Origin of the sequence: Flavobacterium sp. SLB02 (assembly GCF_009664855.1) — a bacterium.
In the GTDB taxonomy this organism is placed as follows: domain Bacteria; phylum Bacteroidota; class Bacteroidia; order Flavobacteriales; family Flavobacteriaceae; genus Flavobacterium.
This window is the reverse complement of the sequence record NZ_CP045928.1, coordinates 2,072,214-2,090,039: the sequence shown is the minus strand read 5'-3', so window position 1 is coordinate 2,090,039 and position 17,826 is coordinate 2,072,214. Positions and strand designations below refer to the sequence as shown.

The window sequence follows — 17,826 nt, the reverse complement described above, 5'->3', positions numbered from 1 at the left end:
AACGGCACATGGAAGATAATAACTATGATCATTTTCTGAAAAATGTAGCTTCGCCTTTAGATTATTCAGAGGGATTTTATTTGGTATATGTTGAAGTTGCTGTAACGACCGAAGAAATACGTAAAATAATTTCAGGACATGCCAAAATAATGACCGAACTGGAGTTTGGTTATTTATGCGAAGCACATATGCAGGCCATTCCTGAAATTGCGCGCTCTTTGTCGCTAAAAAATCATGCTATGTATCAAATGGTCAGGTTAGTAAGGCTGAGTAAAAGTTCTGATAGTAAGGATGTTTGAAAATTTTCACGTAATCTAAGCCTCTTAAACTGTATGCTTTTTAGTTTTTAAAATTGGGTAAAATATACTTTGCCATAATTTCGAAAGCTTGTTTTGCTTTAAAAGATCCGTAGTTTCCTTGCGTGAAAACAATAGTTAAATTTAAATTTTCTACGATAAAAATATATTGCCCGCCATTACCGGACGCAAAGAGTAAGTTTTCTTGTATATCCTTTGTTTTCAAGATTTCTTTGTACCAATAATAACCATAATTAGCAGGTTGTGGAGATCCTAATTTACTTCTGCTGGATTTCATAAACGAAAAATCAGGAATTGTAATATCACAAAGAGTAGATTCTAAAATCCATTTTTTAGAAATGATCTGTTTATGTTCCCAAACACCTTTGTTTTTTACCAGTTGTCCTATTTTTAGCATATCTATTGGCCTGATGTAGAATGATCCTGCCGTCATACCGTTTCCGCTTGGGTCAATTGTCCATTTATAATGTGAAATTTCAAGAGGATCAAATAAATATTTTTTGGCAAAATCCATTACAGACATATTTGTTGCTTTACGTATTACCCCGCTTAGGATTACCGGATCTATCGACGTATATGCCCATACTTCGCCGGGTTTGTCTTTCATAGGAAGATTCAATGAGTACTCTACCCAGTTTTTGCTTAAACTCATTTCGTTTTCACAATCTTTGGTATCATTAAATTCCTCGCAATCAAAACCTGATTTCATTTCAACTAGATTTTTGATTGTTATGAGTTTTTTTAATTTATCTGTTTTTAGAAATGGGTATTCCGGAAAAAACTCGTAAACTTTCTGGTCTACATTTTTTATAAATCCTTTATCAATCGCTATTCCAACCAGTAAACTTGTTATTGATTTAAAAGACGAGCGGGAATCGTGAAGTGAATCTCTTTTATAACCATTAAAATATTGTTCATACACTACTTGATCATTCCTTGAAATAAGTACGCTATGAATAGCTTTATAGTGATTACCCGAAATAGAATCTGTCATCTGGCGTAAAAGAGAATCGTGGATTTTATTTTCAGTTTGTCCTGATATTCCAAAGATATTTATGAATAGTAAAATATAAAAAAGGCAACTATTTTTCATGTCTACAGGTTTGCTTTTGGTTAAAAAAATAATGCACTAAACTTTAAAAAAAAAAGATATTTAGTCACTAAAGATACTGGTTTTCTTAGGAAATTGCCCCTGTCTTTTTGGTACTTGCGGTAAAAAGTCTTATATTACGGGAAATTAAAATGTCGATTTTAGAGTAAAATTATTGGCAAAAAAAATATTTATGAAACAATTACTTCAGTGGACCATCATAATTCCGGCACTTGCCTGGATTCTTTTTTTTAGCGGACTCGTAGACAACAGCAGCATTTTTCAGGTTATTGCCAGCATACTGCTTATCCTTAGTGTTATGTCAGCCGTTCATCATTCAGAAATAATAGCAGAAAGAGTTGGAGAGCCTTACGGAACCATTATTTTGGCTATCTCTATAACTGTTATCGAAGTTTCGATTATTGTATCTTTGATGCTCTCAGAAGGAACTGAAGCGGCTTCTTTAGCCAGAGATACCGTATATGCTGCTACGATGCTGATTCTAAACGGTATTATTGGTCTTTGTCTTCTAATTGGAGGTTTGAAACACTATGAACAAAATTTTTCTGTTTCTTCTGTAACTATTGCATTGGTTTCACTGGTTTCTATTATAGTATTTACATTGGTCTTCCCTACTTTTACCGAAAGTGTAAAAGGATCTTATTACTCCTTACCACAGCTTGTTTTTGCTTCTATTGCATGTCTTGTTATTTATGGCTCTTTTTTGTTTGCACAAACGAGCAGATACAGGCAATATTTTCTAACGGTTGGCGATGATGAAAACGAAGATGTAGTTGAGCCTATAGCAATCGATAATAAAACCTTTTATACCAGTCTTGTTTTCCTGATAGTAAGCTTGGGAATTGTGGTTCTATTAGCCAAAACACTCTCTCCTACTATCGAAAGTATTATTGTGAGTTATCACCTTCCAAAAAGTTTGGTTGGGGTTGTCATTGCTGCAATAATTTTACTTCCTGAGGCGATTGCTGCTATTATTGCTGCAAGAAAAAACAGGCTGCAAACCAGTATCAATTTAGCTTTAGGTTCTGCTTTAGCAAGTATTGGGTTAACTATTCCGAGTGTAGCAGTAGTTTGTATCATGATGGATATGCCAATTATTCTGGGACTTGATATTAAATCTATAGTTCTGCTGGCTTTATCTGTGTTTACAGTAATGTTATCTTTGAGCAAAGGCAAATCGAACATAGTGTACGGAGTGGTGCTTCTCGTCAACTTATTTGCTTTTATATTTTTGATGATATATCCTTGATTTAATATTTATAAAAAAAGCTATAAAAACTCCATTGTAAAAATGGAGTTTTTTTGTACTAAAAAATTAAAATATTAGTGCGTTTGGTTTTATAAAATCTTCATAAAAATCGATTACATTTACTTCGACAGAATAACAAGTGTAATTAAAAACCCCAAACTAAAAATGAAAAAAACAATTTGTACTGTTACGGCGGCATTGCTAACAGTTTGTGCTTTTGCGCAGGAAATTAAAATTAAAAACGACGAAATAAAACTCGATGACAAGGCAGTAGCTTATATTGAAGGTAAAAAACCGAATCTTCAAATTTTAAGTTTAGACAAGCAGTATTCTGTTAGTGCCGAATTAAAGTTTTTAGAATCTACAGGTAAAAGATGGATGATTCTAAAAAGTGCAAAATCGGGAAAAACGAATGAAGTTGATTATAAGAAGTTTAACCCGTTAAACCAACAAAAAAGTGTTATTGAAGCTTTTATTGATAAAGGTTTTGTAAGTGCAGATGGTTTAAATACTGAAGCTATCGAAAATTTTATAAACGGAGAATCTTCTGGTGTTGGTAATAAAATTAAAGAAGAGGCAAATGCCGCAAATGGAAAGCAGAAAAGAATTGAAGGTTATCAGGTTGCAATAGATGATGCGGGTGTTATCTATAGCGCAATAACTAAAGATCCTAATAATAAAAAAATTGGATATATAAAAATTGTTTCGACAACAGCATTAGGAGTACAGAAATACGAAGTTTATGATTTAGACCAGAATTTGATCGCAACCTGGTACAACATGAGCAGTAAACATCCTGGTTATGATAAGTTTTTGTACGAAGAACTTATCACTTTTGATAATAAAGTATTTAAAATAAAATATGAAAGTTCAGGAGCAAATATACAATATAGAATAAGTGCAGATAAAACTGCCTTAAATATAGTAAATGAGTTAATTGATAATAAATATGTTTTGCAGCATCAGGGAACTGCTCGCTAAAAAATAAACAATAGTTTAAAGTATCTAATAAAAAGAAAGCCTTCAAAATTGATGATTTTGAAGGCTTTCTTTTTTTAGTCGTTATTTATAAGTGTACAAAACTGTTGTTAATAACTCTTACATTAACTTAAATAGATTCATTATTATGATTAAAGATATTTCTTATATTCGCTAGCAATAAATGTTAATTTAAAGGAGAAAATTACCTGTAATTTAAGAATATTGATGCCGTTTTTTAATGTTTTAGGAATAACGCTATTAACCCACCAAAAATAAAATTAATATGAAAAAAGTGAGAATTTGTTTCGCTTCGGTACTCTTTGTTTGTTTGGCTTCAACAACGGCATTTGCTCAATTATCATCTGCAAAAATTGATTCGGTCATGCAAAATGCTTTACAAAAGTTTAAAGTGGCAGGAGCATCAATTGCTATTGTTAAAGATGGAAAAATAATACACTCCAAAGGATATGGCGTTAGTTCTATCGAAACAAAAAAGCCTGTAGACGAATACACTAATTTTCAGATAGCCTCTAATACTAAAGCTTTTACAACCGCTGCGCTTTCTATTTTAGAAGATGAAGGTAAATTGAAATGGACGGATAAAGTAAAAGATTACCTTCCGGAATTTAAAATGTATAATGATTATGTAACAGAGAACTTTAACATACAGGATTTATTAACGCATCGCAGCGGACTTGGATTAGGTGTTGGTGATTTGATGTTTTTTCCTGACGGATCTGACTTTACTGCAAAAGATGTAATGACTAGTTTTCAGTATTTTAAACCTGTTTCAGCTTTCAGAACTCAATTTGATTATGATAATTTATTGTATATAGTTGCAGGTGAGGTAATTGCAAAAGTTAGTGGTATGAGTTATGACCAATTTGTACAACAAAGAATTATTACACCTTTACAGATGAATCGTACTTTTGCCGGAAGTTTATTAAAAGATAAAAGCAATCTTGCTGTTCCCCATTCTTCAACATCCGGAACGATTAAAACTATCGATTTTTACAACATAGCAACGGCAAGTGCTGCAGGAGGTATTTACTCAAATGTTGCTGATATGTCAAAATGGATGATTACACGCTTAAACAAAGGTAAATACGGCGAGGATTTGAAATCGTCGTTGTTCTCTTTAAAAAACCATGACGAAATGTGGCGCATACATACAGTTATGTCTGCAGATCCTAATCCCAGATACAATTCTCATTTTAATGGTTATGGTTTAGGATGGGGAATATCAGATGCGAAAGGAAATCTTAAAATAGAACACACGGGCGGTTTGCCGGGAATGTTGTCTATAGTAACCATGTTTCCTGATTTGAACTTAGGAATTGTTGTTTTAACCAATACGCAAGATGGTGGTGCCGGTCTTTTTATGGCGGTATCAAATACCGTTGCAGATAGTTATTTAGGTTTGGATGATTTTGGCTGGACAGATAAAATGGCAGAATGGATGAATCAGGATAAAAATACAAGTGATGATGTAACTATAAATGCATGGAAAAAGGTAGTTTCGGTAAAAAACACCAAAGTAAAAAATGAAGATTTTATTGGTATTTATGAAGATAGCTGGTTTGGAAAAGCAGAAGTATTTCTAAAAGGCAAGCAATTGTGGATCAAATGTCTGCGTTCGCCAAAATTAAACGGCCCTCTCGCTTTTTATGATGCCAATACATTCGCTGTAAAATGGGAATACCAAGCGATGAATTGTGATGCTTTTGCAACGTTTTCACCTGATGAAAAAGGTAAAGCCCAATCTCTTAAGATGAAAGGAATCTCTCCAAATATTGATTTTAGTTTTGACTTTCAGGATTTAAACTTTAAAAGAGTAGAAAACTAAACCACTCTGCACTGAAAGTGCAGAGGTTTGTTTTACGAGGGACTGAAAGTCCCTCTTTCTATTTCATTCAAGAATGAAATTTGAATTATCATCTCCTTCTTTTCTTCTGTGATGTTCTAGATAATCATTTACCATTTCATCGGTAATATTTCCTGTGCTCCAAACTCCATAGCCACTTGCCCAAAAATGCTGACCCCAATAGCGGGCTTGAAGTTCTGGAAATTCCATTTGCAACTTTCGTGATGTTCTTCCTTTTAAACTTTTCAAAATTGTGCTGACATTCTGCTTTGGCGCATATTCGATATGCATATGCACATGATCTGAACTCACAACTCCTTTTAAAATCTCAATACCTTCTGCTTCACATATTTGTATTAAAAGTTCACGACAACGCTTTTGAACATCGCCTTTCAAAACTTTAAATCTATACTTGGTAACCCAAACAACATGACAGGTTAATCTGCTTACTGTATGCGAACCTTTTCTTATATCTGTACTCATAATCTAAAGATAAAGATTTTTTCGCATTACTAAAGTACTGCAATAAATTGCAGGGTTTTAAACCCGAATCTGAGACCAATAAAAGCTTTTTAAACAAAAAAACTCCATTAGAAATAATGGAGTTTTTTTGTGGTTATTTATATTCCAAAGCTTTCACTTGTTATTCTGCAGCTTCTAATTCTGCATTTGTCCTGCGGATAGATTCCGCATCTTTATAATCCAGCCATTCCTGACCTTTTCTTTTTCGCATCCAGTTATCGTAATATCTAATAATGGCGACGTTAGCAAAGCCTTTCCATAAATTGGATGGTCTTCCCGCCAGGGATCTTAAACTAAGCGAAAAACCAGGCGTAAGGTACTTCATGTAATGCCACCAACCTTCCGGCATATAGAGCATTTCACCATGATTAAGATTAGCGATATAAGGTGTAACTTTTCTAAGTGCGGGAAAACGTTCAAAATCAGGATTATCAAAATCAATATCCTCATTGCATAACCATGAATATGGCAGTCGGTACATATATTTTGTCTCTTTGGGATCTACCAGAACGCATTGTTTTTGACCATCGAAATGCACATGAAAAATATTAGGGAAATCAATATCATAATGCATGAATACCTTGGCATCCTGACCGCCAAAAAACACAAGCGGCATGCTCTTAAGTAACCTTATTCCCAAGCGTGGCCACTGCATATCGGACTTCATAGACGGAACATCTTTCATGAGATTGTATAAAAAGATACGCAGATCTGTTGGACCTTTTTCCAGAATATCAATGTATTCAGACATCGTCATTTCAAAATCCGGTTCATTCACTTTTTTGGTGTAATCGGTTTTACGGCTATCGTATAAAGGCACGGTTTTATCTCCGGCAACTTCTCTGATAAATTCCAGATTCCATTTGGTAAAAGCGGGCCAGTCTTCTATTTGTTTTGTAATTATAACGGGCTTTTGTGGCTTGTAATAATTTTCTATGAATTCTTTTTTGGTAAGTTTTTCAACCCTTTCTATCTGTATATAATGATCAAATGCCATGTGCGATAGGTTTTAAAATTATATGTTGATACAATAAATAAGTTCTATAAATTAATTATTAGGTATAAGCTGATAATGAATATCGTGAATTTTATTATAGGACTTTTCATAGTAAAGATAAACATTCTCCATTAAAACAGTACCCACATTTTTCTTTCGATATAAGGCATTTTATTTCGGTCAATTTTTCTACTAATAACCTGCAAAAATTATCAAACATTGAGATCTTTATAAAACAATATTTTTGAATAAATATTGCTCTTTTATTGTATTTGCTTAAAAAAAACCGTGTAGATAAATAGTTTTTTACAAAACTGTGCGATGAACTTTTGTATAGGTTTTAAACAAAAAAATTAAATGAAATAAGTAAGTAAAATTTCCTGTTTCAAATTCAAAAAAGTTACTAAAATAGTCTTGAAAAAAATATTATATTAGCCACAAAGAAATCTATTTATAACACCAATCTAAGTTGAATATGCTGAAGTAACGGCTGTTATAAACGGATTAGTAAAAGTTTAAATCAAAAACCACTAAAAAGACCAAACAAAATTTCCATTATAAATTAACCAAACTAAACTATGAAGAAAAATACTTACGAAGAACTAACAAACGAAAAATTGATAAAAAAGAGAGATTTATTTAAGGGGGTTTCGATTGGCTTTGCCGTAATTTTTATATTAGCCATTGCTATTGTAGTCTATATTTTTAATGTAAAAGGCTTTAAAAGCGTTTCGATCGCAACATTTATCCCAATTTTTACATTACCTATAACTTTTGTTCCTATTTTGATCAATTTAAGTTTATTGAACAAAGAAATCAAATCCAGAAATCTGTAAAATTTTCTGAGATGATACCAATAAAAAACTCCAAAATCGTAATGTCTTTGGAGTTTTAAAATTTATGCTTCTTTTCCACTTGTCTTTCAAAATCTGAAAAGATTATTCTATTCATGTTATGCTTTATGCCTTTTCTTTATTATTTTACTCCCTATAATATAAAGAGCAATTAGTGCTAGAAAATGTATTAAATAAGACTTAGGTTCGCCGTCGCCGTTTACTACAGAAAAAACACGATTCCATCTTACTTTATTAAGGCCTTTACCATCTTTATCCCAGCTAAACCAAATAAATACCGGTTTACCTATTACGTGATCAAAAGGAACATATCCCCAGAATCTGGCATCTAAAGAGTTCTGACGATTATCTCCCATCATCCAGTAATAATCTTGTTTGAAAGTGTAGGTTGTACTTGCTATACCGTTTATAAGAATTTCATTTCCATTGACTTTCAGTGTGTTTTTTTCATATTCCTGAATAATTCTTTTGTAAAAAGGAAGTGTTTTTAGGTTCAATTGTATGGTTTTCCCTTTTTGAGGAATATAAATAGGACCAAAATTGTCTATGTTCCAACCCAAAGAAAGAATATGAGGAAACACACCTCCATCCTCTCCTTTTGGCGATAAATATTTTTTAACTCCTTTTACAACCGGATTATTGGCTATTGAAGCCGCTTCCTTATCAGTTAAGGTCAGGAAATATTCTCCTGTGTTTGTAAGTGCGAAATCTCCATTTTCATATTTCATACCTTCTCTGGCGCCATATCTGTGTACAAGAGCGTCCTGGCTAATAGGCTGTCCTTTTGTATCTACTAGAAAATTATATTGCGCTTTTGCACTTTCCGGCAGCTTATCTATTTTGCCATTGATGTAGATATTTCCGTCACGAATTTCCAGAGAATCACCGGGCATCCCAACACATCGCTTTACTAAGTTTGTCTTTTTATCAATTGGCTTGTAGTAAGTTCGATCCGGATTAAAGTTGTCCATATCTCGCAGCGTATCGGCAGGCTGATTGAAAACTACAATTTCATTGCGTTTAATTTTTTCTAATGAAGGAAACCTAAAATACGGTAATTGAAACTTGTTCAGTAATGACGTTTCTTTTTTTGCAACATCATCATTAAACAAATAGGATTTCATGCCTGTAAGCGGAATAGAATCATGCACCATAGGCAATGCCACTGTGGTCATAGGAGTTCTTGCTCCAAAATTAATTTTACTAACAAACAAAAAATCTCCGGTATACAATGTTTTTTCTAATGATGAAGACGGAATTGTAAAGGGCTGTATAATGTAAGTATGAACTAGAGTGGCTACAATTATGGCAAATAAAAGAGAACCAATGGTATCTTCTGTATTCGTTTTGGGCTGTAAATCCCTATTCTCAATATAAGTTAGTTTTTCAGAAGTATAATTTAAATAAGTAATATAGAATCCGAAGGTTAATAAAACCAGAACAATATCCAGTGTTGAGCTTTTTCCGAAACTCTTAATAGTTTCTATCCAGACTACAGGGATCATTAATAAATTTATAATAGGAACAAACAGAAGGAAAACCCACCAGCGAGGACGATTTATAATTTTCATTAAAATCACTAAATTGTAAATGGGTATAAATGATTCTAAAGGCTTTCTCCCTGCTTTTGCATATAATTTCCAGGTAGATAATCCATGAATAATCTGCATGATTAAAATAAAAACGAGCCATTGTGATAAATTCATACTTTGAATTTTATTAATTATTTTTCTTTTACTGATATGATATAGGTAGTCTTTTGCTTAATTTGTTACACAATCATGCAATAAAAAGATAAATAAAGTTTTAGCGGTTATTCAGTTTGCTAAAAGTGTCTTATTTAATGAGATGTTTAAAAAAGCAGTCTGAACTTTCTTTTCTAAGCATATTTCAATTGAATAATACTGAACCAATATTTCAAATTCAATCAGAAAAAGTTAAGAAATCGTAGCCGAAATATTTCTTATATTCGCCTAAAGAATATCCGGATTACAATTAGATCAGAAGGAAATTAATTAAACAAAATAATGATAGAGTCCAACCAGTTGCTTTTCTTTTTTAGTGCTTTAGGAGCGTTTAATGGTTTTATACTTTCGATCTATTTTGCTATAAATGCTAAAAAGAAAAACTTTACCAACTATTTTTTATCCTTACTCCTACTCGTTTTAAGTATCAGAATTGTTAAATCTGTATTTTTCTTTTTTAATCCGCACTTGTCTAATATTTTTATTCAAATTGGACTTTCGGCCTGCGTTCTAATTGGCCCGTTTCTTTTTTTATATCTAAAATCATATAAAAAAGACGAAAAAATCAATTGGAAAAAACATGTTATATCGTATTTGGCAGCAATAACCATCTTAGGAATTTTTTATCCATATGTCGAGCATCGCGCCATTTGGAGTAATTGGATTGTATGTGCTATCTATTTGCAATGGTTCATTTACATTGTTTTGTCATTCAAATATCTTCGTCCCATTTTTACGAAAATCAAGGAAAAAGAAAGCCTAAAAAGAATAGATGTTTGGTTTCTTAGTATTTATTTTGGTGTTGCATTTATATGGCTGGCTTACAGTATGGCAGCGTATACTTCTTATATTGTTGGAGCTTTATCCTTTACGTTTATTTTGTATTTGATTGTCCTGCTTTTAATTTTTAAAACAAATAGCGAGTCCACTTTTTTTAATGAAAAAGAGAAATACAAGAACAAAGAAATTGACAAGGAAACTTTGGATCTGATCGATCAGAAACTATCGGTAATAATTGAAAAAGAACTATTTCTTAATCCCAATTTTAGCCTTGACGAAGCGGCAAAAGAACTAAAAGTAACAAAGCATATCCTGTCTCAATATGTCAATGAAGTATTGGGTAGATCCTTCTCAAGCCTTATTAAGGAATACAGAATCGAAAAAGCAAAAAAGTTATTAGAAACCGAAACGAATTATACGATTGAAAATTTAGGTTACGATAGTGGTTTTAATTCAAAATCTGCTTTCTTTACCGCCTTTAAAAAAACAACCGGCCTAACCCCCGCCGAATATCAAAAATCGTACTTAAAATGAGTTTGATATTATAAAATCAGAGTTCTAATTTATAAAGTAAGACCTTTAAAACATTCCTATACTGGAAATTTGCTCTCATTATTAATAACTTAAAATTTTAAAAATGAGAAAAGTGTTTTTGTTTATTTCCGTTATTGTTTTGTCTCTTCATGCTAGTGCACAGGTAAGCGATACTACAAACGATCTGGCTTTGATTGAAAAAACAATCAATTTGTATTTAGAAGGACAAGCTACGGGAGATTCTGTTAAAGTAGGTTTGTCATTTCATGATACCTGGCAATTGAAATATTTTGCTGATGACAAAGTGAATGTTGTAACTAAATCGAAATATATTACAGGCTTCCAAAAACACGACAGACCCAAAAATTGGTCGGCCCGAACTGTATTTGTCGATATAACAAATAATGTGGCTGTTGCAAAAGTAGAAATCAGTACGGCAACACTGTTGTTTGTAGATTATTTTCATTTCATCAAAACAAATCAAGGTTGGCTAATTGTAGATAAAATCTCGGCCCGAACACCCCATAAAACAGTCGAAGTAGCAGCAGCTAAAGCGAAATAATACCTTCCTGTTTTTAAAATTCAAAACCTTATAATTTTTCAGTAAATGAATAAAATAATAATCGTATTACTTGTTCTTGCAGGTTTACAGCCTATACCTACAAATGCACAAAATAAGATCTTGTTTGTAACTTCGAATCAGGATTTTTATGGAAATACTAAAATTCCGACCGCAAATCACTTTGAAGAAATTATCGTTCCTTATGATCTGTTTATAAAAGCCGGATATACAGTTGATTTTATCAGTCCAAAAGGTGGAGCTATTTCTATTGGTTATATTAATACATCAAATAATTTGCAAAAAAAATATTTATACGATGGTTGGTTTATGGATAAATTAGAGCGTACTAAGAACCCCACTGAAATTAAGGTCGACGATTATTCTGCAATTTTTTATAGCGGCGGCGGTGCTGCAATGTTTGGTGTTGCAGAAGATCTTGCGATTCAAAAAATTGCAAAAAGTATTTACGGCAAAAATGGGATTATTGCCACGATTTGCCACGGAACTGCCGGAATTATCAATTTAAAAGACGAGAACAAAAAATCGCTTTATGCGGGAAAAAAAATTACTGGATACCCCGATCTTTTCGAAAATAAAGATGCCGAATATTATAAAGCATTTCCGTTCTCTATAGACAAAGAAATTACACATAATGAGGGGAAATTTGTGTATTCTGATAAAGGCGGAGATGCGTTTTATATTGTTGACGGAAGGTTTGTAACCGGGCAGGATCCCAGTTCGGGTGCTAACGTAGCAAATGAGGTGATTAAAATTTTAAAGTCTAATTCTAAAAGCACTAATACTTTTACATTAAGTGATTTAGAACAAATTACAGAAATATTACTCGACTACATTGAAGGCAAGGCAAACGGACAACCCGAAAGATTGCGCAAGGCTTTTGATCCTAATTTTAGTTTATATACAGTTGCAAAAGATACTTTATGGATACGTTCCGGAGAGCAATATATCTCTAATATAAAAACCGGAGAAAAGACGAACAGAATAGGAAGCATTGTTTCTATTGATATTGAGAAAGATACTGCAATAGCAAAAGCAGAAATCGTAATACCCAATCAGCGTACTTTTACGGATTATTTTTTAATACTTAAATATAAGGGCAACTGGAAAATAGTACATAAAAGCTATTCCTGGAGAGAATTGCCAAAAACAGAAAAGACATAATGTATTAGAAAGTAAAAACGAGAATAACAAAGCTCCTTATTTTTTTTTAAGGAGTTTTTTGATATGAACTTTAAGTCATAACAATCGAATAATTGCCTATGTTTTGTGTTTTGCGGCCTTTCTAATAAATTCTTTCAAAAGAAATGCCATTGAATCGATACACACCACTCGGACTTGCTCCTCCAATCCACAATTCTCCTTTTTTGCTTTTATATATAACCCAAATATGGTTACTTTCTACTCCATTTTCTTTACCGAAATTTTGCACAGATTTACCATCATATCTCCATACACCCGATCCTACGGTCCCAAACCAGACATTTCCTAATTTATCCTCTCCAATAGAAAAAACTTTCTCAAGCGAATTACCTTTGGTGTCCTCTTTTTTTAGTTTTTGCTGTTTTGTGAAGTTACTCACTTTTTTCCCGTCATATTTTAAAACACCAATGCCATTATTGGCAATCCAGAGATTACCTTTGCTGTCTTCCATTATGCTGCGGGCATGCAGATATCCTGTCTGATCATTTAACCCCAAAAGGGCATCATTTATTATTTTAAAACCTGAGCCATTATAACCAATCACAGCGCCATAAGTACCAAACCAAAGCGTTCCGTTTTTACTTCTTACAAAACCTGTTGAAATTGAATAGTGATTTTTCTGTCCCGGTTTTGTTTTAAGAGGCAATTCGCGATAAGAAAGTTCTTTTCCGTCGTACTGATATACGCCCGGATTCCTTTCGACTTTGTTGTAAGCCTCTATTTCATTGCCTTTAAACCAAAGATCATTGTCAGTTAGTTTCCAATCGTTTTTAGAATTATAATTTCTTTCTGTGTATTTAGAGATTTTCTGCCCGTCGTAAGTACTTAAACCTTTTCCACATTCAAACCAAATTACGCCATTTTTATCTTCATAAATATTCCTTACCTGATTGTGGCTTAATCCGTTTTCTGTTGTAAAATATTGGAACTTGCCATTATGAAGCAAACAAACTCCTTCGTTGTAACTCCCAAACCAAATATTCCCTTTACTATCTTCTAAAATTGAATGTATTCCGGAGGTATATTTCAATCTTAAAGCGCCAACTTCACTTTTATTTTTAGCCTGATTGGATTGGTTTTGATTATTACAAGAGATTGTTATAGCAATAAGAAATGTGTAGCAAAGGATCAATACGTATTGGTAATCTAATTTTACTTTCATATTAAAAAAGTGTTTTAACGTTTTTTGAGAACTTAAACTAAGCCTAAAGGTTGAGATCAAGGGATTGTGATAAAATAAAATTAGTTATCAGTATAAGTTGAAATCTTGTATTAAGATTTGATATTGTGAACTGAAATTTTCATAAATTAGATTTGTTTACTTACCATCGTTATTTTCCCGATAAAAGAATAAATATCTGTTTTAAGAGCTTCTGTTATTATCTCATCTTCAATCCAAGTATGTATATTGCCAATATAAGACATGCCTAAATAATTAGCACTTTCCACAAAAGGCATTTCGAATCCTTTTTTTAGCTGTGCATCAGAACCGCAACTTACCATTCCCATTGCTTTTCCTCTTAATTGTCTTCCAATTTCTTTTTCAATTTTTAAACAATCAGTTATTCGGTCAAAGAAATTTTTCATTATTCCGCTCATAGAATACCAATATACTGGGGTTGCAAAAATTATCGTATCATAGTTATCTACTATTTCCTGCATTACAGAAAGAAAATCATCATCTCTGTTTTTAAAATTATAATCGAATCCGCCAATTTGTTTTGATTGCAAGTCTATGATGTCAAAACTAGTTTCATTTTGAATAAAAGAAACGATTTTACTTGTGTTTCCATTACTTCGTGAACTGCCTTGTATTATTACTCCTTTTAAATTCATTTTTATGGTATTTAATTACAAGGGCAAATCTATTTTGTTTAATTCAGTTATCAAATAAGGGGTGAATTTTGCTCTATTTTAATTGATCTCCAAATTTTGACAGTTCCTTAAAAACAGAGGAAAGTTGAATGCCTAAAGGTGTAATTGCGTATTCTGTTTTTTTGGGGAATTGATTAAAATCCTCTTTTTGAATTAATCCGTCTTCGATCATTTCACGCAACTGTTGTGTTAATGCTCTTTTTGAAGCTTCGGGCAGCTCTTTTTGAATATCCCTTAATCTTATATTTGTTTTCAAGAGTTCAGATAATATGGCAGGTTTCCATTTACCAGAAATCACATTCAATGTTTTCTCAATAGAACAATCATTTTTTAATAATGTTTTGCGTTCGTACATTTTTTTAGAGAATAGATACTGTTCTTTAATTTTAGCTCAATTAGTTTTTTATGAGTATTTTAATTAAACGAAAATACGATTAAAAACAAAAAATACAATAAATTTACGTGGTTTGACCTGCATTTTTCAATGATAGGATAATGATTCTGTTTATCTAAAAAGGCAGCTATTTTATAGTAAAAATATTTCTTATATTGGTTTCAAAAAACATCTTATAGTTCAAAGGCTTGTTAAAAGTTGTTTTGATGCTGATGTAAACGAACTAGGGAAATTTATCAGGCAAAACTGCAAAAGATATTAAATGAAAAAAATATTTTTCTTACTCCTATTACTTTTATTTGTTTCATGTAACTCAAACAGAAATTTTTGCGGAACATATAGATCGAATTTTGCACAGCTTGGTTTTTTTGTGACCCAAATAAAATTTAATACCGACAGTACGGTAAAATTTAATAAAGCTGGAGATTTGATGAATGAAGAATTAAAGGGAAAATTTAAAATCTCAAGAAATAACATTGCCTATATAGAGTTTGACAAGCTAAAATATGATTATGCCCTTGATACCTTGTCAATGGGAGAATTACTGGAAAAACCAATTGATACAAACCAGTTTCAAAATATGCCTTTGTATGATTTAAAATTTGAGGATGGAATTCCTTATCATTTAAAATTTAAAATAAAATATAATAAGCTTTTGGTATACAATATCCAAACAGGTAAAATTGTGCGAAGAAGCAAAGGTTCTAAAAACATTGCAAAATTTTATTTAAAGAAAATTGCTAATTAGTAAATGTGAATTTTTATGAAAAGCGATGGTTCTATTTCATCGCATCATTAACAGGCTGGCTGTCTACAAATTGCTCAAAGCTTAGAATTTTACCCTGTTTTAGTTTCCAAATATGAGCTACTCTGGCTTTAAATGATTTGCCTGTTATTTTGTATGTGCCTGTATAGGTGCCAAAAGCAACAACTTTATCATCACTTGCGACGTAATCTTCCGGAGTAAATTTGTAATCAATCCATTCACTTCCCAGCCTGCTAAAAACATTTTTAGTTATATTTTCCAAACCAATATAAGTTCCTGCATAAGGAAAACCTTTCGCTTCTGTCCAGGAAATATTATCTACTATATATTTAGCTAAATTTTTTCCGTTTTCTTCAGAAGTCTTTCCTTCGTATGTGCTTTTTACAATTTCTAGATTTGTCATGTTATTTTTGTTTAAAGAACAGCCTGACAATATAATAAGTATTGTCAGGCTGAATATGACTTTTAATTTTACCATTTCATTTCTCCCGTATTCACTTTGGCACCAATCTGTAAGGCAGTTTCAAAAGTAAGTGTTGGATATTTTGCTTTAATAGTTTTAATTAAATCTTCCGAAGTTTTGTTCGTTTTTAAAGCCTCTTCATAAAACTGGATATAGCTTTTTGTATGTTTTACAGCCAAAATATCAAACGGACTTTGAGAATTAGCGTGAGCAGGAATTACAATTTCCGGATGTAATGCCTCAATTTTATCCAGGACATTGATCCATTGTTTACGGGCATCTGCTGTTTGTGCATCTGCCATCCAAAGATTAAAGGTTGTTCCGAAAACATTGATACCGCCAACAACTGCTTTTATTGATGGTATCCAGACAAATGTTTTTGAAGGAAATTCTTCCAGACCTATAATTTCTAGTTTTTTTCCTTCCAGATCAATATAGTTTCCTTTTAAAACCTGAGGTAAAACAATATTAGAAGTAATGGCTTTTCCCAATCGTTCTCCCCAAACGTCTAATTTTTTCTGTGCGGTGGCTTTAATAGACTCGACTGTTGCAGGCGAAGCATAAGCCGTAACTTCAGGGAAATATTTTTTGAATACTTCCAATCCAAAATAGAAATCTGGATCTGTATGTGAAATATAAATAGTGGTTAGTTTTTTGCCTGATTTTTTAATTTTTTCGGCTACTTTTTCAGCGTCTTCCAGCGTAAACTGTGCATCGATCAAAACGGCATCTGTTTTTCCTGATACTATTACAGAGGCTACACCAAAACTATTTTCTGATGCATTAAATACTTCAAGTTTTAAATTATTGGCTTCAATGGTTTTGAAATTTTGTGCTTGTGATTCCATGTTAGATAAAATTAAAATTGTTAAAATTAGTTTTGATAAAATGTGTTTCATTTTTGGTTAGATTTTAAATTAACACTGCAAAGATGAAACACAATGCTGTCTCGAAACATTAAACTAGTTTAATAAATAAGAGGATTTCTATTTTTTAAGCGCAATTTTTTTTCGAATATTACTCAAAAATACATTTGTAATTCCGAGATAAGCAGCTACTTGAATATTAGACAGTCGTTGTATAAGTTTTGGATATTTTGTAGAGAATTCGATATAACGCTGATCTGCTGTTTTACTTAAATTGTCAATCATTCTTCTCTGTAAAGCGACATGCGTCTTTTGAGTCATGATCCTAAAAAGTTTTTCTATTTGCGGCAAATTCGCGTAAGCATATTCTTTTTCCTTTTTTGCTATTAAAAGTATTTCACTGTCTTCAAGTGATTCAATAAAAAGCTGCGATGGTGTTTCATTGCAAAAACTATCAATATCCGTTATCCACCAATTTTCAACAGCAAAATATAATATCTGCTCAAAACCATTTTGATCAATATGATAAACACGAAACAGTCCTTTGACAACGAAAGCTTCAAATTTGCACACATCTCCTTCTCGCAAGAGAAACTCCCTTTTCCTGATTTCTTTTTTTGCAAATAAATCTACAAATGCTTCTATTTCATCTTGAGAAAGTGAAATGTGTTTCAAGATATTTTCTTTTAGAAGCTCTTTCATTTTTATTGGTTTTTTCTTCATTT

Annotated in this window: 19 protein-coding genes; 9 read left to right on the top strand and 10 right to left on the bottom strand. The window is 32.2% G+C overall.

The genetic code is table 11. The annotated features are described in order from the left end of the window. Window positions 1-8 precede the first annotated feature (8 nt). On the top strand, window positions 9-299 hold the full coding sequence (locus GIY83_RS08045) for a hypothetical protein (protein ID WP_194614572.1): 291 nt from the start codon (window positions 9-11) through the stop codon (window positions 297-299). Between the two features lie 40 nt (window positions 300-339). On the opposite strand, the gene GIY83_RS08040 is transcribed toward GIY83_RS08045, so the two are convergent. Next, window positions 340-1,410: a serine hydrolase gene (locus GIY83_RS08040; RefSeq protein ID WP_208686225.1), complete on the bottom strand. Its 1,071-nt coding sequence runs from the start codon at window positions 1,408-1,410 to the stop codon at window positions 340-342. A 190-nt stretch (window positions 1,411-1,600) separates the two neighbouring features. On the opposite strand from GIY83_RS08040, the gene GIY83_RS08035 reads away from it, so the two are divergent. The 3 genes from GIY83_RS08035 (at window position 1,601) to GIY83_RS08025 (ending at window position 5,504) form a co-directional block, all read left to right on the top strand. Beyond that, complete coding sequence (locus GIY83_RS08035; RefSeq protein ID WP_194614570.1) at window positions 1,601-2,677, top strand: calcium:proton antiporter; 1,077 nt, start codon at window positions 1,601-1,603, stop codon at window positions 2,675-2,677. Window positions 2,678-2,842: 165 nt separating this feature from the next. Then, the gene (locus tag GIY83_RS08030; RefSeq protein WP_194614569.1) at window positions 2,843-3,658 is read left to right on the top strand and encodes a hypothetical protein; all 816 of its coding nucleotides are present in this window, start codon (window positions 2,843-2,845) and stop codon (window positions 3,656-3,658) included. A 283-nt stretch (window positions 3,659-3,941) separates the two neighbouring features. Then, window positions 3,942-5,504, top strand: a complete 1,563-nt coding sequence (locus tag GIY83_RS08025; RefSeq protein WP_229029247.1) for a serine hydrolase — start codon at window positions 3,942-3,944, stop codon at window positions 5,502-5,504. A gap of 63 nt (window positions 5,505-5,567) precedes the next feature. Here the strand turns inward: GIY83_RS08025 and tnpA are convergent, their stop codons facing one another. Both tnpA and GIY83_RS08015 read right to left on the bottom strand, forming a co-directional pair. Then, window positions 5,568-6,005, bottom strand: coding sequence for an IS200/IS605 family transposase (tnpA, locus tag GIY83_RS08020; RefSeq protein ID WP_194620508.1), 438 nt, complete (start codon window positions 6,003-6,005; stop codon window positions 5,568-5,570). A gap of 160 nt (window positions 6,006-6,165) precedes the next feature. Continuing rightward, window positions 6,166-7,041: a cupin-like domain-containing protein gene (locus GIY83_RS08015; RefSeq protein WP_194614567.1), complete on the bottom strand. Its 876-nt coding sequence runs from the start codon at window positions 7,039-7,041 to the stop codon at window positions 6,166-6,168. Between the two features lie 578 nt (window positions 7,042-7,619). Between GIY83_RS08015 and GIY83_RS08010 the strand changes: the two genes are divergently transcribed. Beyond that, window positions 7,620-7,877, top strand: coding sequence for a hypothetical protein (locus GIY83_RS08010; RefSeq protein WP_194614566.1), 258 nt, complete (start codon window positions 7,620-7,622; stop codon window positions 7,875-7,877). 116 nt (window positions 7,878-7,993) lie between these two features. Here GIY83_RS08010 and lepB read toward each other — a convergent pair whose 3' ends face one another. Continuing rightward, complete coding sequence (lepB, locus tag GIY83_RS08005) at window positions 7,994-9,601, bottom strand: signal peptidase I (protein WP_208686223.1); 1,608 nt, start codon at window positions 9,599-9,601, stop codon at window positions 7,994-7,996. A gap of 321 nt (window positions 9,602-9,922) precedes the next feature. Here lepB and GIY83_RS08000 point away from each other — a divergent pair, with 321 nt between their 5' ends. From GIY83_RS08000 to GIY83_RS07990, 3 genes are all read left to right on the top strand, one after another. After that, the gene (locus GIY83_RS08000) at window positions 9,923-10,954 is read left to right on the top strand and encodes an AraC family transcriptional regulator (RefSeq protein ID WP_208686221.1); all 1,032 of its coding nucleotides are present in this window, start codon (window positions 9,923-9,925) and stop codon (window positions 10,952-10,954) included. 103 nt (window positions 10,955-11,057) lie between these two features. Beyond that, window positions 11,058-11,516 (top strand): nuclear transport factor 2 family protein, encoded by a 459-nt coding sequence (locus GIY83_RS07995; RefSeq protein WP_194614563.1) that lies wholly within the window; start codon window positions 11,058-11,060, stop codon window positions 11,514-11,516. A gap of 45 nt (window positions 11,517-11,561) precedes the next feature. Next, window positions 11,562-12,698 carry a nuclear transport factor 2 family protein gene (locus GIY83_RS07990; RefSeq protein ID WP_208686219.1) on the top strand — a complete coding sequence of 379 codons (1,137 nt, stop codon included), beginning with the start codon at window positions 11,562-11,564 and terminating at the stop codon, window positions 12,696-12,698. Between the two features lie 121 nt (window positions 12,699-12,819). Here the strand turns inward: GIY83_RS07990 and GIY83_RS07985 are convergent, their stop codons facing one another. The 3 genes from GIY83_RS07985 to GIY83_RS07975 all read right to left on the bottom strand — a co-directional run bounded on the left by GIY83_RS07985 (window position 12,820) and on the right by GIY83_RS07975 (window position 14,967). Further along, a complete protein-coding gene (locus tag GIY83_RS07985) occupies window positions 12,820-13,899 on the bottom strand; it encodes a two-component regulator propeller domain-containing protein (protein WP_208686217.1) in 1,080 nt (359 codons plus the stop codon). A gap of 146 nt (window positions 13,900-14,045) precedes the next feature. Continuing rightward, window positions 14,046-14,573, bottom strand: coding sequence for a flavodoxin family protein (locus GIY83_RS07980; RefSeq protein ID WP_194614560.1), 528 nt, complete (start codon window positions 14,571-14,573; stop codon window positions 14,046-14,048). 73 nt (window positions 14,574-14,646) lie between these two features. Next, window positions 14,647-14,967 carry a helix-turn-helix domain-containing protein gene (locus tag GIY83_RS07975; protein WP_194614559.1) on the bottom strand — a complete coding sequence of 107 codons (321 nt, stop codon included), beginning with the start codon at window positions 14,965-14,967 and terminating at the stop codon, window positions 14,647-14,649. A gap of 301 nt (window positions 14,968-15,268) precedes the next feature. Here GIY83_RS07975 and GIY83_RS07970 point away from each other — a divergent pair, with 301 nt between their 5' ends. Further along, complete coding sequence (locus tag GIY83_RS07970; RefSeq protein ID WP_208686215.1) at window positions 15,269-15,754, top strand: hypothetical protein; 486 nt, start codon at window positions 15,269-15,271, stop codon at window positions 15,752-15,754. Window positions 15,755-15,785: 31 nt separating this feature from the next. On the opposite strand, the gene GIY83_RS07965 is transcribed toward GIY83_RS07970, so the two are convergent. From GIY83_RS07965 to GIY83_RS07955, 3 genes are all read right to left on the bottom strand, one after another. Next, entirely contained in the window at window positions 15,786-16,175 is a 390-nt protein-coding gene (locus GIY83_RS07965; protein WP_194614557.1) for a nuclear transport factor 2 family protein, read from the bottom strand. A 68-nt stretch (window positions 16,176-16,243) separates the two neighbouring features. Then, on the bottom strand, window positions 16,244-17,083 hold the full coding sequence (locus tag GIY83_RS07960) for an MBL fold metallo-hydrolase (RefSeq protein WP_208686211.1): 840 nt from the start codon (window positions 17,081-17,083) through the stop codon (window positions 16,244-16,246). Between the two features lie 138 nt (window positions 17,084-17,221). Next, window positions 17,222-17,803, bottom strand: coding sequence for a Crp/Fnr family transcriptional regulator (locus tag GIY83_RS07955; RefSeq protein WP_208686209.1), 582 nt, complete (start codon window positions 17,801-17,803; stop codon window positions 17,222-17,224). Window positions 17,804-17,826 lie beyond the last annotated feature (23 nt).

Excerpts from the sequence above, each read along its gene's own strand:
- GIY83_RS08030 (WP_194614569.1), top strand. The coding sequence starts at position 2,843 with ATGAAAAAAACAATTTGTACTGTTACGGCGGCATTGCTAACAGTTTGT.
- GIY83_RS07955 (WP_208686209.1), bottom strand. The coding sequence starts at position 17,803 with ATGAAAGAGCTTCTAAAAGAAAATATCTTGAAACACATTTCACTTTCT.
- tnpA (WP_194620508.1), bottom strand. The coding sequence starts at position 6,005 with ATGAGTACAGATATAAGAAAAGGTTCGCATACAGTAAGCAGATTAACC.
- GIY83_RS07970 (WP_208686215.1), top strand. The coding sequence starts at position 15,269 with ATGAAAAAAATATTTTTCTTACTCCTATTACTTTTATTTGTTTCATGT.
- GIY83_RS08045 (WP_194614572.1), top strand. The coding sequence starts at position 9 with ATGGAAGATAATAACTATGATCATTTTCTGAAAAATGTAGCTTCGCCT.
- GIY83_RS08035 (WP_194614570.1), top strand. The coding sequence starts at position 1,601 with ATGAAACAATTACTTCAGTGGACCATCATAATTCCGGCACTTGCCTGG.
- lepB (WP_208686223.1), bottom strand. The coding sequence starts at position 9,601 with ATGAATTTATCACAATGGCTCGTTTTTATTTTAATCATGCAGATTATT.
- GIY83_RS07975 (WP_194614559.1), bottom strand. The coding sequence starts at position 14,967 with ATGTACGAACGCAAAACATTATTAAAAAATGATTGTTCTATTGAGAAA.
- GIY83_RS08015 (WP_194614567.1), bottom strand. The coding sequence starts at position 7,041 with ATGGCATTTGATCATTATATACAGATAGAAAGGGTTGAAAAACTTACC.
- GIY83_RS07960 (WP_208686211.1), bottom strand. The coding sequence starts at position 17,083 with ATGGAATCACAAGCACAAAATTTCAAAACCATTGAAGCCAATAATTTA.
- GIY83_RS07985 (WP_208686217.1), bottom strand. The coding sequence starts at position 13,899 with ATGAAAGTAAAATTAGATTACCAATACGTATTGATCCTTTGCTACACA.
- GIY83_RS07980 (WP_194614560.1), bottom strand. The coding sequence starts at position 14,573 with ATGAATTTAAAAGGAGTAATAATACAAGGCAGTTCACGAAGTAATGGA.
- GIY83_RS08040 (WP_208686225.1), bottom strand. The coding sequence starts at position 1,410 with ATGAAAAATAGTTGCCTTTTTTATATTTTACTATTCATAAATATCTTT.
- GIY83_RS07990 (WP_208686219.1), top strand. The coding sequence starts at position 11,562 with ATGAATAAAATAATAATCGTATTACTTGTTCTTGCAGGTTTACAGCCT.
- GIY83_RS08010 (WP_194614566.1), top strand. The coding sequence starts at position 7,620 with ATGAAGAAAAATACTTACGAAGAACTAACAAACGAAAAATTGATAAAA.
- GIY83_RS07995 (WP_194614563.1), top strand. The coding sequence starts at position 11,058 with ATGAGAAAAGTGTTTTTGTTTATTTCCGTTATTGTTTTGTCTCTTCAT.
- GIY83_RS08000 (WP_208686221.1), top strand. The coding sequence starts at position 9,923 with ATGATAGAGTCCAACCAGTTGCTTTTCTTTTTTAGTGCTTTAGGAGCG.
- GIY83_RS08025 (WP_229029247.1), top strand. The coding sequence starts at position 3,942 with ATGAAAAAAGTGAGAATTTGTTTCGCTTCGGTACTCTTTGTTTGTTTG.
- GIY83_RS07965 (WP_194614557.1), bottom strand. The coding sequence starts at position 16,175 with ATGACAAATCTAGAAATTGTAAAAAGCACATACGAAGGAAAGACTTCT.